14 protein-coding genes are annotated in these 17,629 nt (G+C 28.3%); 2 read left to right on the top strand and 12 right to left on the bottom strand.

All coding sequences use genetic code 11. The features are described from left to right. Positions 1-170: 170 nt before the first annotated feature. The 8 genes from ACPKM0_RS10580 to ACPKM0_RS10615 all read right to left on the bottom strand — a co-directional run bounded on the left by ACPKM0_RS10580 (position 171) and on the right by ACPKM0_RS10615 (position 9,285). Positions 171-1,265, bottom strand: coding sequence for a glycerol dehydrogenase (locus tag ACPKM0_RS10580; protein WP_472475777.1), 1,095 nt, complete (start codon positions 1,263-1,265; stop codon positions 171-173). Positions 1,266-1,397: 132 nt separating this feature from the next. Next, positions 1,398-2,759 carry a sigma-54-dependent transcriptional regulator gene (locus tag ACPKM0_RS10585; RefSeq protein ID WP_472475778.1) on the bottom strand — a complete coding sequence of 454 codons (1,362 nt, stop codon included), beginning with the start codon at positions 2,757-2,759 and terminating at the stop codon, positions 1,398-1,400. Further along, on the bottom strand, positions 2,756-4,066 hold the full coding sequence (locus ACPKM0_RS10590; protein WP_472475780.1) for a sensor histidine kinase: 1,311 nt from the start codon (positions 4,064-4,066) through the stop codon (positions 2,756-2,758). Before ACPKM0_RS10590 ends, ACPKM0_RS10585 begins: the two co-directional genes overlap by 4 nt. A gap of 17 nt (positions 4,067-4,083) precedes the next feature. Further along, the gene (locus ACPKM0_RS10595; RefSeq protein WP_472475782.1) at positions 4,084-5,271 is read right to left on the bottom strand and encodes an ABC transporter permease; all 1,188 of its coding nucleotides are present in this window, start codon (positions 5,269-5,271) and stop codon (positions 4,084-4,086) included. A 3-nt stretch (positions 5,272-5,274) separates the two neighbouring features. Next, positions 5,275-5,949, bottom strand: a complete 675-nt coding sequence (locus ACPKM0_RS10600) for an ABC transporter ATP-binding protein (RefSeq protein ID WP_472475784.1) — start codon at positions 5,947-5,949, stop codon at positions 5,275-5,277. Continuing rightward, complete coding sequence (locus ACPKM0_RS10605) at positions 5,949-7,091, bottom strand: efflux RND transporter periplasmic adaptor subunit (RefSeq protein WP_472475786.1); 1,143 nt, start codon at positions 7,089-7,091, stop codon at positions 5,949-5,951. Before ACPKM0_RS10605 ends, ACPKM0_RS10600 begins: the two co-directional genes overlap by 1 nt. A gap of 8 nt (positions 7,092-7,099) precedes the next feature. Continuing rightward, positions 7,100-8,536, bottom strand: a complete 1,437-nt coding sequence (locus ACPKM0_RS10610) for a TolC family protein (RefSeq protein WP_472475788.1) — start codon at positions 8,534-8,536, stop codon at positions 7,100-7,102. Positions 8,537-8,565: 29 nt separating this feature from the next. Next, positions 8,566-9,285: an SDR family NAD(P)-dependent oxidoreductase gene (locus tag ACPKM0_RS10615; RefSeq protein WP_472475789.1), complete on the bottom strand. Its 720-nt coding sequence runs from the start codon at positions 9,283-9,285 to the stop codon at positions 8,566-8,568. A 268-nt stretch (positions 9,286-9,553) separates the two neighbouring features. Here ACPKM0_RS10615 and ACPKM0_RS10620 point away from each other — a divergent pair, with 268 nt between their 5' ends. Then, positions 9,554-10,468: an Hsp33 family molecular chaperone HslO gene (locus ACPKM0_RS10620; protein ID WP_472475791.1), complete on the top strand. Its 915-nt coding sequence runs from the start codon at positions 9,554-9,556 to the stop codon at positions 10,466-10,468. Between the two features lie 74 nt (positions 10,469-10,542). After that, the gene (gene rlmKL / locus ACPKM0_RS10625) at positions 10,543-12,777 is read left to right on the top strand and encodes a bifunctional 23S rRNA (guanine(2069)-N(7))-methyltransferase RlmK/23S rRNA (guanine(2445)-N(2))-methyltransferase RlmL (protein ID WP_472475793.1); all 2,235 of its coding nucleotides are present in this window, start codon (positions 10,543-10,545) and stop codon (positions 12,775-12,777) included. Positions 12,778-12,845: 68 nt separating this feature from the next. On the opposite strand, the gene ACPKM0_RS10630 is transcribed toward rlmKL, so the two are convergent. From ACPKM0_RS10630 to ACPKM0_RS10645, 4 genes are read right to left on the bottom strand one after another with little or no spacing between them, the layout of a single operon-like run. Further along, positions 12,846-13,805, bottom strand: coding sequence for an HAD family hydrolase (locus ACPKM0_RS10630; protein WP_472475795.1), 960 nt, complete (start codon positions 13,803-13,805; stop codon positions 12,846-12,848). Next, on the bottom strand, positions 13,805-15,499 hold the full coding sequence (locus ACPKM0_RS10635) for an ABC transporter permease (RefSeq protein ID WP_472475797.1): 1,695 nt from the start codon (positions 15,497-15,499) through the stop codon (positions 13,805-13,807). The genes ACPKM0_RS10630 and ACPKM0_RS10635 overlap by 1 nt, the downstream gene beginning before the upstream one ends. A 9-nt stretch (positions 15,500-15,508) precedes the next feature. Further along, positions 15,509-16,525, bottom strand: coding sequence for an ABC transporter ATP-binding protein (locus ACPKM0_RS10640; RefSeq protein WP_472475799.1), 1,017 nt, complete (start codon positions 16,523-16,525; stop codon positions 15,509-15,511). A gap of 55 nt (positions 16,526-16,580) precedes the next feature. Beyond that, positions 16,581-17,621 (bottom strand): extracellular solute-binding protein, encoded by a 1,041-nt coding sequence (locus tag ACPKM0_RS10645; RefSeq protein WP_472475801.1) that lies wholly within the window; start codon positions 17,619-17,621, stop codon positions 16,581-16,583. Between the last annotated feature and the right edge of the window lie 8 nt (positions 17,622-17,629).

Here is a 17,629-nt window from a genome sequence, read left to right on the forward strand (position 1 = left end):
TTTATCTGATAAGTATTTGAATATTTACCATTTAATTCTTTATAGAATAAAGAATTAAAATATATTTACACCTCTAATAATACATATAAATATATAAGTGGTCAACCAAATAAAAAGGATACCCTAAATATTAGGATATCCAAGAATTCTTGTTAGTAATTCAATTTATTTTAGTTTTTATAGGCTTTTCCAAGTTCATTTGCAGTTAAAATAGCTGCATAAACATCATTTGGAGTTACCTTAAATGGCATATTTCCCATTGTATCACCGTCAGCACAAGCTAAAGTTGCTACTTGCATTATTTCTTCTTCTTTTATTTCTTTAATACCTAATTGAGCTAAAGTAATAGGAAGATTTACACTATTACAGAAATATAAAACTTCGTTAACTTCTTCAGTTGAAGCATTCTCTAATACAAGCTGAGATAAAGTTCCAAAAGCAACCTTTTCTCCGTGGTACATACTATGTGTTTCTTCAATAGCTGTCAATCCATTATGAATTGCATGCGCTGCTGCAATACCACCTGATTCAAAACCTACACCAGAGAGATAAGTATTAGCTTCGATTATATTTTCTACAGCTTTTGTACATACTTTATTATCAGTTGCTAATTTTGCTTTATAACCATCCTTTATTAAAGTTTCATAACATAATCTACCCAATGCAGATGAAGTTAAAGACCCAGTTCCGTTTAAACAGTTAATAGCATTAGATGCACTACATGCTCTAGCTTCAAAATAAGTTGCAAGAGCATCACCCATTCCAGCTACAATTAATCTAGATGGAGCTTTTGCAATAATTAAAGTATCCATTAATACCATATTAGGATTTTCACTTAAGAATAAATATTCTTCAAATACACCTTCTTCTGAATAAATAACAGAAAGTGCAGAACATGGAGCATCACTGCTTGCAATTGTTGGACAAATAATTACAGGTAGTTTTTCATAATATGCTGCAGCTTTTGCAGTATCCATAGTCTTACCACCACCAATACCAACAATAACATTAGAACCATATTTTTTAGCTTCTTCTTGTACTCTAGAAATTTCTTTCTTAGAACATTCACCATTAAAATATGTAAAGTTTATTGTAACATCACTATCTTTTGAACCATCTTCAATAATATTTCCTAATCTTTTTTTACCACTTTCAGTAATTAATACTAATAGATTATCACCTAGATTTTTAGCAAAAGAACTTAAATCGCCTAATGCATTTTGTTGTTGAACATATCTACTTGGTCCGCCAATTATCATTGCCATAATTATTTCTCCAATAAGTATATTTTTATCTATTGAGAATATAACAAAAATGAAAACTTTATAAAAGGCTTTTAGATACTTTTTTATCGAATTTAGTAAAAAAACAAGAAGGCACATATGCCTTCTTATATTTTATTTTGTTTTTTTATATTCTTCGATATTATACTCACTAATTTTATTAATTAATGTTCTTCTACTAATGCCTAGTTCTTTTGAAGCTTTAGTTTTATTGCCAGCCCATCTTAATAAAGATTCAATAATTTTTTCTCTCTCAACTTCTTTCAAAGATTTAACTTCCGATGAAGATTTTTGAGATGCAACATATGAAGAGTTTTTAGTAATTTTAACATTATCATCTAAATTTATGTCATCTTCATGAATTAATACGTCATCACAAAAAATCAATGATCTTTCAACAACATTTTCTAACTCTCTAACATTTCCATAATATTTTCCATTCTTCAACTTTTCTATTGCGTTAGGAGAAAAACCTTCAATTACATCATAGCCTTGCTCTTTTTTTAATCTTTTTAAAATTCCAGCAGCTAATAATGGAATATCATCACGTCTCTCTCTTAATGGTGGGATTTTAATTCTTAAAACATTTAATCTAAAATATAAATCTTCTCTAAAAGTTCCTTCGTTAACCATAGATTCTAAATCTTTATTTGTTGCTGCAATAATTCTAACATTTATATCTATTTTTTTTGTTCCACCAAGTCTTTGAATTTGTCTATCATTTATTACTGTTAATAATTTAACTTGTAATTCTAATGGAAGATCTCCTAGCTCATCCAAAAAGAGAGTTCCACCATTAGCTACTTCAAATAAACCAATCTTTCTTCCAACAGCACCTGTAAAAGCACCTTTTTCATAACCAAATAATTCACTTTCAAGAAGATTTGCTTGAACTCCTCCAATGTTAATTGATTGAAAAGGACCATCATCACCAAAACTTTGACGATGTATTTCTTTAGCAACTACACCTTTACCTGTACCACTTTCTCCTGTAATCAATACATTTGCTTTTGTTTTAGCACAACGAGTTATTGTCTTTTTTATATCTTTCATTTGAGAAGATTGACCAACAAAAGAAGGATTTTCAAAAATCTCTTCAGCTACTAATTGATTTACTTTTTTAGCTTCAACCATTTTTTTTATTTTATTAACTAATTCTTCAGGGTTGAAAGGTTTTACAATATAATCAGCAGCGCCACCTTTAAGAGCTGAAACAGCATCCGAAATATCACCATGTGCACTTACCATGATAACAGGAATTTCAATTCCTTCTTCTCTCATCCATTTAATTAGTTCTAATCCATCCATACCTGGCATCTTTAGATCGACAACCATTGCATCGAATGTATCTGAAAAAAGTAGCCGTTGAGCTACTAATCCATTTTCAGCTAATTCACTATCTATCTCATATACACTAAAAAATTGACTTAGCGATGTTCTTATATTTATTTCATCATCTACTATTAAAACTCTCAAGGGGTTCTCCTATAAGTATGAGAGGTAATGGTTGGTAAAACAACTTGAGCAATTGTACCCCCACCTTCTCTGTTTGATAAGTTTATACTGCCACCTCTTGCATTGATAAATTGTCTACTAATTGAAAGTCCAATACCACTTCCAGTGGTTTTGGTTGTAAAAAACGGATCATAAATTTTATCTTTAACTCCGTTTGGAAGACCCTCACCTCTATCTAGAACTTCAATAACAACAGTTTTAGGCTTATTACCTTTTTTTATTATAACCTCAACTTGAGGATTGTTTCCACTCTCAATTGCATTTTTTATTAAATTCTCAAAAACACTTCTAGCTCGTTGTTTATCCATATTTACAAAAAACTGTGAATACGATTTCAATTTAATTGTATTTGGGAATTTTGATATAATATCATTTATAAAATTGACTAATTCAAAGTCACTTGGAATCCCTTTTGGATTATGTAAGAACTCACTTACTTTATCAGTTAATACTTTTATTCTATCAACTTCAGATTGAATTACTTCAAGATTATCTTTATAAGAAGGGTTAACTTTTACTCTTAAAATCGCAATCTGTATATTAATAGAACTTAAAGGATTTTTTATTTCATGAGTTAATGTTCTTGCAGCTTGTCCTAAATTAACAAGATTTCTTTGGCTTTCTAATTTAATCCTATATTTTCTATTACTACTATATATTCTAAAAATAAATACAAATAAAATAGTTATCAAAACAATAGCACCAATTAATGCCATTCTTAAATTATTTTGTGCAGTTTGATATTCTTTACCTTCTAAAACAATATATAACACATCAGGAAAACTAACTGTTGGTGCTTTAAAATCAGAAAGTGATACTAATGAAGGATCTATAACATCCCAAAGGACAGTTAATCTATTAATAAATCTTATATATTCAATTGTATCATCTTCTTCATTATATAATGCTGTTCCACCACTAGTATCATCACTCCACTTACTAAAATCATCTATAATACTTTGTGATAAAATACTTGGAACATCACCTAAAGATAAAACTTCTTTACCTGTAAAAGAATATACACCAACTCCAATTATCCCTTCACTTTGTAATTCATCATTAGCAGTTATGGGATCATCTTTTAAATAATAAAAGACACTATTAAAAGCTTGTTCAGCTTCCATTTGAAGTTTTAAATATTCTCTATCTTGAAAAGCATTAAATAAAGAAATTACAAAAATCAATATTAAAGCATAAGCAACAGCAAGACCACTTATTACAAATAAGTGTTCTTTACCATTAATTATTGAATTATTATATTTCTTCATTTTATACCTAATTCTTTCTATTCATAGTTTAATGCTTCAATAGGGTCTAGTCTTGAAGCTGTCATTGCAGGATACCATCCAAAAAATATTCCAACAAACATACTAAATCCTACAGCTACTATAAATGATTTATATGAAAGTGTTAATGTCCATCCCGCTATATTAGTTACCGCATAGCTAATAAAACTACCGAATAATATACCTAAAAAACCACCAATAAGGGTAAGAGTTACAGCTTCTACAATAAATTGTCCTCTAATTACAGAAGGGGAAGCACCTAAAGCTTTTCTAACACCAATTTCTTTTGTTCTTTCCGCAACAGATACTAACATAATGTTCATTATTCCAATACCTCCTACTAAAAGAGATATTCCAGCTATTGCAGCTAAAAATAAACTAAGTGTTGCAGTAACTTCGCTTGCCATTGTGGTTATCATTGCAGGAGAGAAACTTTGATAGCTATCATTACCTACAGAAGTATCTAAAAACTTATTTACATTATCACTTACTTCTATAGTATTATAATTTTTATTAGTTTTTACTATATAACTTGAAACGACTTTAACATGAACAAGCTTTGTAGTAAATGTATTAAAAGGAATATATACAGAATTATTAAAACTCATCGTAAAGGATTGCTCTTTATCTTCTAAAACACCTACAACTTCATAACTCTTCACTATACCAGAGCTCATAATAAAATTAACTCTTTTTCCAATGGGGTTTTCAAGATTAAATAAATCTTTTGCTATTTCATTTCCTAAAACTACAACTTCTTCATTATTAATATTTTGTTGAACTGTATATGAGGACCCTTTTTCAAAAACTAATTGCTGTGCATCAAAAAAAGAAGTTTCTGTACCCATTATTTGTGCATTTACGCCTTCTTGATTGGCTCTAATTAATGCAGAACTCATCATCTGAGGAATAACCTCATCTATTCCTGAAACACTTTGTTTTATTGTTTGTGAAAATTCACTAGTGAAAACATCTTCTGTTCTTTCATTTGGTTGTGTCCAAATTTGGATTATATCTGTTCCACCTGCATTAATACTTTTTGTTATATTTTCTGTAGCACTATCACCTAGATTTAATATAGCAACAACTGCACCAACACCTATTACAATTCCTAATAGAGATAAAGCAGTCCTCATTTTGCTACTAATCATTGCAGATAATGCTAATTTTATATTTTCCCAAAACATATACTATCTCTCTATCTTTCCATCTCTAATATGGATTTGTCTTCTACATCTATTTCCTAAATCTCTATCATGAGTGACGAAAACAACAGTTCTACCCTCTTCATTCAAGTTTTCAAATATTTCCATTATTTGATTACCTGTCCTAGAATCTAAAGCCCCAGTAGGTTCATCTGCTAATAATATGGCAGGATTACTTACAATTGCTCTAGCGATAGCAACTCTTTGCTTTTGTCCACCCGATAATTCATTAGGTCTATGATACATTCTATCTTTTAAGCCTACTTTTTCTAAGGCTTCCATAGCTCTTCTTTTTCTAACTCTTGGTTTAATACCTGCATATAATAATGGAGTTTCAACATTTCTTAGGGCACTTTCTTTTCCTAATAAATTAAATTGTTGAAAAACAAAGCCAACTTTTCTATTTCTGATATAAGCAAGTTCTGTTTCATTTAATCCAGCAGTATTTTCACCATCAATAAAAATATTTCCACTAGTTGCTGTATCTAAACAACCAATTAAATTCATCATTGTGGATTTCCCAGAACCCGAAGGACCCATTATAGCAGTAAATTCACCCTTTGCGATTTCAAGAGAAACTCCATCTAGAGCTTTTACAAAGAAATCACCTACTAGATAATATCTTTTTACATCCTCAAGATGAATAACCTTTTTATCCATTAGTTATTTCTCCCCATCATGCCATTTTGCATTTCTTCTTCAAAAGTTAATGCATTTTTTATTACTAAAGTATCTCCAGGTTTTATATCACCTGATAGTACTTGGCATTTAGCTTCGCCTAAATATTTTACATTTACTACAAGATCTATTAAACTACCATCTTCCATTCTCTTTGTGACAATTGTATCATCACCACTTTGGCTAATTGTAGCTTGATCTATAATAACTCTTTTGATTTCTTTTTCACTTTCTATTTTTCCATTAAAAGTAAAACCGGTTCTAAGATTTGAAGGTGGATTTTCAATAGTTATTTCAACATCCATAACACCAAAGCCTTGGGCATTATATCTTCCTAACATTGGAATCTTAGTAACTTTTGCTTCAGCTTCTATTCCAGGAAGTGAATCAAAACTTAATATTGCAGTTTGTCCAACAACTATATTATTTATATCCATTTCATCTATTTCAACTGTTGATTTAAACTTACTTAAATCAGCAATTATCATATTTCCTGAGTCACCTACAGTATTATAATCGCCAGCTTCCCAGTTTTGAACCGCTACAACTCCATCAAAATTTGCAAGAGCTTTTGTATATTCTAAATTATTTATAGCATTTGTTAATTGCAATTCTAATAATTCAACATTATTAAGATTTCCAGTTAGTTCAGCACTCTCAATATCACTTTTTAATTTTGCAATCATATATTGTTGTTCTGTATCATCTACTGTTGCAACAATATCACCTTTTTTTACAGTATCACCTTCATCAAAATTAACAGCAGTAATTGCTCCACTAGTCCTAAGAATAACATTTTGTAAGTCATAAGCACTTAATGAACCACTTATATTAACAATTGGATGAGTAATCTCTTCTTTTACTAAAGAATCAGTATATGATTGTTCAACTGGCGCATTAACGCTCTCTTCTTGCCATGGTAATCTTTTGTTTGTGTTATAAAAATTGTATGTATAATAGCCTACAATAATTAGAGCCAAAACAATTAACCAAACTATAGTTCTTTTCACTTTTTTTCGTCTAATTTTTTTCTTTATTTCTTTTCTAACTTGTGATTCTGTGTCATTTTCAGTTTTTGTATTTTCCATATCTACTGCATCGTCATTTTTATATATATCAGCCATAAAGCCTCCTAAAGATTTAATTTTTCTATATCAAGTTCAATAGTTAATCCATCAATCAATAATGTTAACATATCATAATTTAATTGTTCTATTTCAAATTCTACATCAGTCACATCACTTTCTGATACTAAACCTAAATCAAACATTTCTTTTTTTAGTTTTAAAGTATCCTGTTGGTATTGGATATTATCTAACAATTGCTTATATTGTGATTTCCAATTTACTATTTGAGTATTTAATGTTAATTTTGTTAATTCTTTACTTTGAATTGCAGAATTTAAATCTAATTGGGAACTAATTAATGCATTTTCATTTAATTTGTTCTCAATAATATCACTTTCACTAGTAGTATCATTAGTCCAAGTAGCACCAACTTGAACAGCTGGAGTGAAGGATGCTGAAGATCCTAATGTATAATCAAAATTTGTACCCGCATTGAATGAAAGGTTATTAGCATTATAAGTAGCTAATACTCCTATACTCATATCCTCAGAAGTATCATAAACACCATAATCAGCAATTGCAGTATTTAAATTAATATAACTTTGTGTTTTTTCTCTTTCTACTTGATCAATTGTATCTTGTTTTATCCTTACATTTAGCTGTGCAATTTGAATTGTTAAACTTTCATCAATTGATGAGTCTATATCTAAAACAGGCTCTCTTATATCATTAACTTCTTCATAATCAATACCAGTATAATCTTTAAAATTCTTTAACAATGATTCTTTTTGTATTTCTAAATTTTCTAAACTATCTTTATATGAATTTAATAATAAAGAATATTGTTTATATGTTATTGAGTCTTTAGTTATTTGTTTTAATTTTAAACTATCATTAATTATTTTTTCTTGGTCTTCAAAATTCTTTTTTACATCTTTTTGAGATTTTTCATTACTTATTATATTAGAAACATAAGAATATACATTTTTTTTATAATTAACTATACCAGTTTCATATGCTTGATTTGCACTAAGTAAAGTAAGTTGATTATTCAGATTTCTTTGATTATTTGTATAATCACCTAACAAAAAATTGTGTGATACATTTAAGCTAGAAAGAGACATATCAAAATCGTTACCACTTACATCATAGGTTAAAGTTGTATCAGCTAAAATAGTTGTAGTATCACTAACTCCCGATGAAGTAGTTGGAACATAGTCTCCTGGTATAACAACTGAAACTAAACTACTACTATTAGTTTCTAAAACATATTCATCAAAACTTGTTGTATATATTTTAGGAGCTATAGTCACTACTGTTTTAGAATCTAATTCACTTGCTTCTACGGTTAAAAGAGTATAATCCCTATTCAATTTCAAATTTGTTATTTGGTCACTTTTATCAATTGAATTATTTACTAAGGTTTCAAGAGTATTTGCACTTAAAAAACTACAACTAAATAAAACAATAAGACCTAATAATAAAGCTTTTATTTTTTTCATTAATTTAACCAAGAAAACTTGGCCTCCTCTTATAATATTCTCTTCGGTAATGTTGAAAGACCACTATCGACCTTCAAACATTGACCAGTAACTTGTTCACTATTAAGAAAATAGTTAATAGCATTAACTATTTCTAATACGTTTGTAATATTGAAAGGTAACACCTTATCTACTTTTTCAAAATACTTTTCTTCATACTCCTTAGCTAAAGTAAAACCTGGTGCTATTTCATTAACTCTTAAAGTTGGAGCTAAAGAACTTGCAAGTAATTTTGTTTGATATGATAAAGAATTTTTAGACAAATAATATGGAATTCGCCCTTCAATAAAATCATTAATTTGAGAGTCTGTTATATTAATTACACATCCTCTTGTATTTTTAAGATTCAAATACTTATAAAATTCAACAGTTAACAACAAAGGGAAAACAGAGTGTATATTATAATACATATTTAAATTCTCTTTATTTAAATCTTCTATTTTCACCTTTTTAAAGATAGATGCTGCATTTATAATTACATCGATATCATCATATAAAGATAAAGCTGAATTAAAAAAAGCTGAAGGTTCAACACTTGAAAAATCAGCTTTTATAAGTTTTATATTTTTCTCATTTTTTAGATTACAAGCATCCTTTTCACTATTGTTATAGTGAATTATTACTAAATTATCTTTTGCTAATTCTTTAGCTACTTCTTTTGCTAAAGAGGTAGCTGCTCCTGTTATTAATATTATTCTTTTTTTCTTCATTTTTTTAACAATTTAATATAAATATCTAAAATCTATGCTAACAAAAATAATCAATAAACCTTTTTTATATTTTTATTTCACAATTCTATTAATAATAATATAATATTTCCACCATCAAAAATATATATAAAAAACAATAAATTTACATATTTTTCATCATATCAAGAAATACAAGCTTAAAAAAATATTAAAAATTACTAATTTTCTAAATCATAAAAGCAATATCAATCTTGAAAAAATAAACCTTTTACCCTACTCTTTGTGCGCTATGATTAAAAAAGAAATAACAGATAAATATTTAGTAGAACATTTAGCAAATCTTAGGGATGATGCAAGAGAAGTATTCTTATTAGAAGACGATAAATTTAGAGCAACTATAATTAGTGCAACCCATTTATTAAATCAAATGAGAGCTAACCATAATCTTGGTGTTGTAGAATCATTAATTCTTGGTCAAGCATATATAGCAAGTGGACTTTTATCAGCAACTGTAAAAGGCAATGATCGTATTCAATTAACAGTTGAATGTGGAGGTCCAATAGAAGGTATATATACTGAAGCTTGGGCTTGTGGTGCTGTAAGAGGTTATTTAAAGAATAATCCGATTGAATTAAAAAAACCTTTAACCAGTTTTGATACCAGCGATTTATATGGACCTGGTTTTTTATCTATTTCTAAACTTATCGAAGGTAATAAAACACCTTTTACAGGTCAAGTCATGCTACAAAGTGGAAATTTATCACAAGATTTAGCAATTTATTTTAGTGAAAGTGAACAAACACCTTCCCTTTTTAATTTATCAATTGATTTTGATAAAGATGGTAGAATTGTTGGAGCTGGTGGTTTATTCATTCAAGCTTTACCTGACTGTGAAGATAAAGATTTATTAAAGATGCAAGAAATTGCTTCAAAATTACCTTCTTTAGGGAAAAACATTACTAAAGATATAAATATAAAAGAATATATTATTGCAAATTTTCCAACAGCTAAACACTTAGCTCATGAGACTGTTGGATTCTCTTGTCCTTGCTCAAGAGACAACTTTTCTAAACATTTAGCAAGTTTACCTAAAACTGAAAAAAATGCGATATTAGAAAATGGACCATTTCCTCTTACACTAACTTGTTTTAACTGTAACAGTCATTATGAATTTAGTAAGAAGGAAATAAAAGAAATATTTTAAGATAATTACTTACAAACGAAATGTAAGTGAAAATATAATTAAAATCTCTGGGGATTCAGAGGTGAGGAGAAATTATGGTTTTTTTTGCAACGTGCGCAGCAAACCAACAGGATATCTTAGAGCATGAAATTAAAGCTCTAGGTATTGAAGAAACAAACATCACAAACGGTGGTGTAGAATTCGAAGCAGATTTAGAAACTGCTTATAAATTTTCACTATATACTAGAGTGTCTTCTAGATTGCTTTTAGCATTATTCCATGATGATGATGTAATAAACGCTGATGAACTTTATCAAAGTGCTATGGAAATCCCATGGGAAAATTGGGTTAACCCTGAAAAAACTTTTGCAATAACTCAAACAGTTAAACATTGCAGATGGTTAAAAAACGCTCACTTTGCAGCAATTAGAATTAAAGATGCTGTAGTTGATAGAATAAAAGATAAGTATGATGGGGAAAGACCTAATGTAGAAAAAGATAACCCAGACGTTACTTTCCATCTTCATGTAAAAGGCGATAGTGTAATCTATTTTGTCGACTTCTCTGGTAGAAAACTACATAAAAGAGGATATCGTTTATCTTTTATTGATGCATCAATGAGAGAAACTCTAGCAGCAACTATTTTAAAAAGAAGTGAATATAGAAGAATATTAGAAGATGAAGAATTAGATACAATACCTTCATTATTAGACCCTTTCTGTGGAGCTGGTACAATATTAATTGAAGCAGCATTATGGGCAAGCAAAGTTGCTCCAGGTTTAATAGATGCTGAAAGATATGACTTTTTAAAACTTCCTATTCATGATGAAGAGATTTGGACAAAAGTATTAAATCAAGCAATTCTAGAAGAAGAAGAAGGCGCTAAAAGAGAATTTAAATTCTATGGTTGGGACATTGATCCTAAAGCTATAAAAGTTGCACAAAAAAATGCAAAAGCTGCAGGCGTTGAAGATAAGATTGAGTTTAGTGTAAAAGATTTTACAAAAGTCACTAAAGATGATGTACCTTGCGAAACTGGATATATAGTAACAGACCCACCATATGGTATTAGATTAGAAAATACATCAATTGAATCATTATATTCACAAATGGGTAAAACTTTAAATGAATATTTTGGTGGTTGGCATGCAACTATAGTTTGTGGAGAAAAAGAATTATTAGGTTATGTTAATATGAAACCTAATAGAACTAATTCAGTCATGAATGGAAGTATTTCTTGCCAAGTAGCTCACTATTATGTTTTTAGTGAAGCTGAAAGAGAAGAATTTATTAAAAAAGCTGAAGAAAGAAGACGTGAAAGATTATCAGCTCCGTTAAGTGAAGGCTCTCAAATGGCTTATAATAGACTAATTAAAAATTTAGATATTATTACTCCATTAATGGAAAAAGAAAATGTAACTAACTATAGAATATATGATGCTGATATGCCTGAATATAGTGCATCAATCGATATTTATGATGGTAAATATATAGTATTAAGCGAATATGCTGCACCATCTAATATTGAAGAAGAAGTTGCTGAAAAACATCTAGAAGAATTAGTATTAGCAACAGAGAGAGCAACCGGTATTGATATTGATAAAATCTATGTAAAAACCAGATCTAAGCAAAAAGGAAAAGACCAATATAAGAAGTTAAATAGCAAAAATCACTTTATTATAGTTAAAGAAAATGATGCTAAATATTTAGTTAACTTTGATGATTATTTAGATACTGGTATTTTCTTAGATCACAGACCTATTAGAAAACAACTTAAAGAACTTGCTAAAGATACTAGATTCTTAAACCTTTTCTGTTACACAGGAACAGCAACTGTTCAAGCTGCAATGGGAGGAGCTCTTTCCACAGTATCAGTTGATGCTTCAGCTACTTATTTAGATTGGGCTATAAAGAATATGGAATTAAATAACTTTAAAACTATGAATCACTTCTATTACAAAGAAGATTGTATGGATTATCTATATAATTCTTATGATAGATATGATTTAATTTTCTGTGATCCTCCAACATTCTCTAATGGTAAAGGTAGAGATTCTTTTGATGTTCAAAGAGATCATAAAAGACTTATTCACCTTTGTATGAGACACTTAGATAAAGATGGTATTCTTATATTTAGTAACAATAATAGAAAATTCAAATTAGATGATTATATTTATCAAGATTATGATGTAAAAGATATCACAGCAGATTCTATTGGTTTAGATTTTGAAAGAAACCCAAGAATTCACCAATGTTATATGATTAAAGAAAGACAAAAAATTAAAGTCAGAAAACATCCTAAAAAAGTAATCAAAAAAGATTTATTATAAAATCTAATAAATATTAAGCGTTAAAAAGAGATCCATTAATTAATAATTATTTGGATCTCCTTTTTTTACTATAAATCTTTAAATAAACTTAAAAGCACCTCATCTTTATTTTCACCATAATAATGAAAAGTATTAATACCAATAGAGGAAGCTGCTACAATATTATCAAAATTATCATCAATAAAATAAACTCTGTTTGGTGCTACCCCTTCTTTTTTCATTATTGCTTCAAAAAAACTTTTCTGAGGTTTATAATATCCTAATTCATAACTAGTATATATTTTAGATAATTTATCTAAAGCTCCAGTTGCTGTAATTTTTATCATATGTGGAGCAAAAGTATTAGAGCCTAAAACTACTCTCTTGTTTCTATTTATTATTTTAGAAACAACATCTTGCATAGTATTATTTATCCTAGGACAAAAATGTTTTTCAAAAGGATTATCAACAACTTTGATATTAAAATCTTTTTCTATATGCTTCCAATAACTTTCTGTACTCATATTTCCACTATCAAGAGGAGCTTGATAATCAAAATAATCTTTAATTATTTCTGATTTATACTCATCATCAACACAATATTCTTCTACTATTGAGGGCATGCAATCAATATCAAATATCAAGACATTTCCAGCATCTAATATGAATAAATCTATATTATCAATTTTTGAAGGAATATTAAGAAATAATCCTCTAACACATTCTTCAATTGAAAATTTAGAAAGAATTCTATTACATTTATTATTTATGCCACATGTAAAAAAGCCTAATCCATCTGCTCTTGTTTGCAAATTTTCTGAAAAATCATAAACAATACAAGATTTATTATCAGCATTAAGTTCATAAATTGCTTTTAAAAAAGCTTCGTATGGATTACCTTTTGAGTTAATATAGCAATCTATATCATATTCAGAAGAATCATTAGTAATTAATACAGTATTAATGCTACTTTTTTTCAAATAATTCACTAATTCTACTATTCTTCTTTTATCAATTATATTTCCTTCATATATTATTGCATCTACCATTATTTTCTCACCTTTTTCTTATCTCTTTGTGTAAAGTACAATGCAAATGAAGAAATAATTATCAAAACAACTGCATAAACAAAAGACATTGCTTGAGCATTAACAGTAGCTGTTTCATCACTAGCAGCTTTCATTACTATTCCTAAAGGTTGGAATAAAGGATGATACAAAAATACAGAAATATCATAGTCACTTAATAAACTATTAAAATTTAAAACAGTAACTGAAGCCACAGCTGGCATTATTACTGGTAATATTACTTGAACCATTGTTCTAAAAGAATTTGCTCCCATACATTTTGCGGCTTCTTCTAAATTATCATCAACACCATAGTATGAAGCTTTTATCATTCTATAGGTAAATGGTAGTTTTACAACAGCATAAGCTATTAATAATATACCTAAAGTACCAATTAATACTTTATTATTTATAATCATTCTAGGCGTATCGTAAGTCATCATCAAACCTAAAGCTATAAAAGTACCAGGTAAAAGCCATGGGAATATAGCACTATATTCAAAAAATAGACTTAATTTTGATTTAGTTTTTACTACTATTCTAGCAATAATTATTGAAAAAACAGCAACTATAACAGCAGCAGTCAATGAATAAATAATACTTACTAAATAAGGTTTAAACGAATTAGATTGAGTAAAAAATTGTATATAATTATTCAAAGTTAATGAATTAAAAGTAATATTACCTGTCTTAATTGATAAAGAATCACAAAAAGAAAAAACAACAACTAGAATTATGGGCACTAAATATATAATAGATAAAAAATATCCAACTCCATGAGCTAAAACATTACATATAGGATTAATTATTTTTTGTTTCTTTAATTTTATTTTTGTCTTCGAAACAGAAATATAATTCCCACCTTTTTCAACTTTATTCATTATTACCAATAATACAATTGTCGAACAACCAAGTATAACTGCTAATAATGCCGCTAATTCTCTTGAATAAGGACTTTTGGAAAATGTAATTATCATTGGATTTATAGTTTGAAAAGAAACTCCACCCACTATTAATGGAGCGCTCATAGCACTTAATCCTGTTAAAAACGTTAAAATAGTTATTGCAAATAATGTAGGTTTTAAAGTAGGTAATACAATTTTAAAGAAAATAGTCGAGCCCTTTGCACCCATATTTTTTGCTGCTTCAATTATATGTCCATCTATACTTTTTATTGCATTTGATAAAAAGATTATATGATTAGAAGTACATGCAAAAGTCATAATAAAAATAACAGCCCAATAACCAGTAAACCAATTAGGATTTAATGATGGAATAATTTTAACTAAAAGTCTTGTTAATATACCATCAGATCCATAAACAAATTTATAGCCAGTTACCAAAGTTACACCACCATAGACTAAGGTACTCATATAAGCAATATTTAAGAATTTAGCACCTTTAATATCCCAATAATCAGTTAATAATACAATAAAGACACCTATAATATTAACTGTAAATATCATTGAAACAGCTAAAATAAAACTGTTTCTCATACTGTTTATAGCTCTAGTTGATTTTGCAATTTTATAAAATGCATCAGTTGAGAATTGCCCATTTTTAAAAAACACGCTTATTAATAAATTAATATTAGGATAAAGTATAAAAGTTATTATTAAATAAATTAAAAAGCCTTTTATAATTAGTGACCCAATATTTGTATTTTTCTTTAACATTTATGACCTCTAATTTTCATCAGCATATTGCATAATATCTTTAGGATTAATATATATATTCAATTTTTGACCTTCTTCTAATTGTTTATATCCATCATTAACTTCAATGAATTTTATTTTTTGATTAAAACAAGATAGATTATATTTAGTCATAACACCATTAAATTCATAATCATTTACAATACAAGGCAAACTAATATAATTTTCTTTTTGATTAATATTTAATCTTTCTATTCTTATATATCCAACATTATTTTCATCTAATTTATAAAGACTTTTTTCGTTTATATATTTAATTAACTCTAATTCTATCTTATTAATATCACCTATAAAATCACATACAAATTTAGAAGCTGACTTATTATAGATTTCCGATGGAGTACCAACTTGTTCTATAAAACCATTATTAAAAACAGCTATTCTATCTGATAAAGTTAAAGCTTCTTCTTGATCATGAGTAACATACAAAGTTGTAATTCCAAGAGTTTTTTGTAAACGCTTTAATTCAGCTCTCATTTCCACACGTAATTTAGCATCTAAATTAGATAAAGGTTCATCTAAACAAAGAATTTTAGGTTCTAAAATTATTGCTCTTGCTAGAGCAATTCTTTGTTGTTGACCTCCTGATAATTCAGATACATTTCTATTTAATTGAGCCTCAGAAATTGAAATTGTTTTTGCTATATTTTTTATTTTTACAGCTATTTGTTCTTTTGACAATTTTTTAACTTTCAATCCAAAAGCTAAATTTTCATAAACCGTCATAGTAGGAAACAAAGCATAGCTTTGAAAAACCATACCAATACCTCTTTTCTCAACAGGCATTTGAGTAACATTCTCCCCTTGCACATAAATTGTTCCTGCTGAAGGGTTTAAAAAACCAACTAAAGAACGTAATGTCGTTGTCTTACCACAACCTGAAGGCCCTAAAAAAGTAAAAAATTCACCTTCATTTATCGTAAGATTTAAATTTTGGATTGCTTTAAATTTTCCATATGAAATTTCTACATTGTTAAAATCAATCATTAAATACTCCTAATTAGAAAGGAGATATAATACATCTCCTTTCTAAACTTAATAATTATAGCACAAATTCCAACTCTGCTTTTTCAATCCAAGCATCCAAGTTTTCAGCTACTAATCCCCAATCCATATCTTGAGGATGAACTTTCCCCATAAATTCTTTAATATCTTCGGTTACGTTTGTTAAAGCAGCTGGATCTGCTGGAATCGAACCAAATTGCTCACTCCATTCAGCTTGAACTTCTGTAGAACCAAACCAATTAGCAAAATCCTCTGCTAACTCAGTTTTTTCTGAAGAAGATATAATTGCAACTTGCTCTACAACATATGGAACACCAATTTCTGGAGTCATAATTCCAAATTTATAATCACGTTCAACTTGATTTTGAATAACACCACTACCCCATAATTCAGACATTGGGCGAGAGCCATCTACCACATTACCTACAAAATCTTCACCATCAACATGCATGTGACTATTTTGAATAAATTGTTTTGCAACAGTCCAACCTTCATCAGAAATACCTAACTCTCCGTTTTCATCAGCATATCTTAACAAAATACTTGAAAAAATAGTTTTTCCTGTTCCACCTGATAATTGAAAGATATTATATCTATCATTATATTGAGGTTTTAATAAATCAATATAATCATTAGGTGCATCAGCAATATCTGTATTATAAATTAGTACTAAAGGTTGAACTACTATAGGATAATAATACCCTTGAGCATCTCCCATTACTGTAGTATCAAAATTATCAGCCCATGTTGGTCTATATTGTTTTAATAAATTCTCTTTTTTTAATTTTTCATAATCAACACTGCTTAATCCAAATACTAAATCAGCTAAGCTGTTATTTTTTTCAGCAATCAAACGATTTGTTAATTCACCACCAGGAATACTAACAATTGCAATATCAAACCCGTTTTCTTTAGCCTTTTCTGTTAACCATTCACCTCTACCTTCACTACTTGAATTTGAGTAAATAACTAATTGTTGATCTTCAGATTTTTCATCATTCTTTTCTGTAGTTCCATTTGAGAAACAAAAAGAAGAAACCATTAAACATACCATTAATAAAGTAATTATTTTTTTCATATAACTCT

Origin of the sequence: Pleomorphochaeta sp. (assembly GCF_050031695.1) — a bacterium.
GTDB lineage: Bacteria > Spirochaetota > Spirochaetia > Sphaerochaetales > Sphaerochaetaceae > Pleomorphochaeta.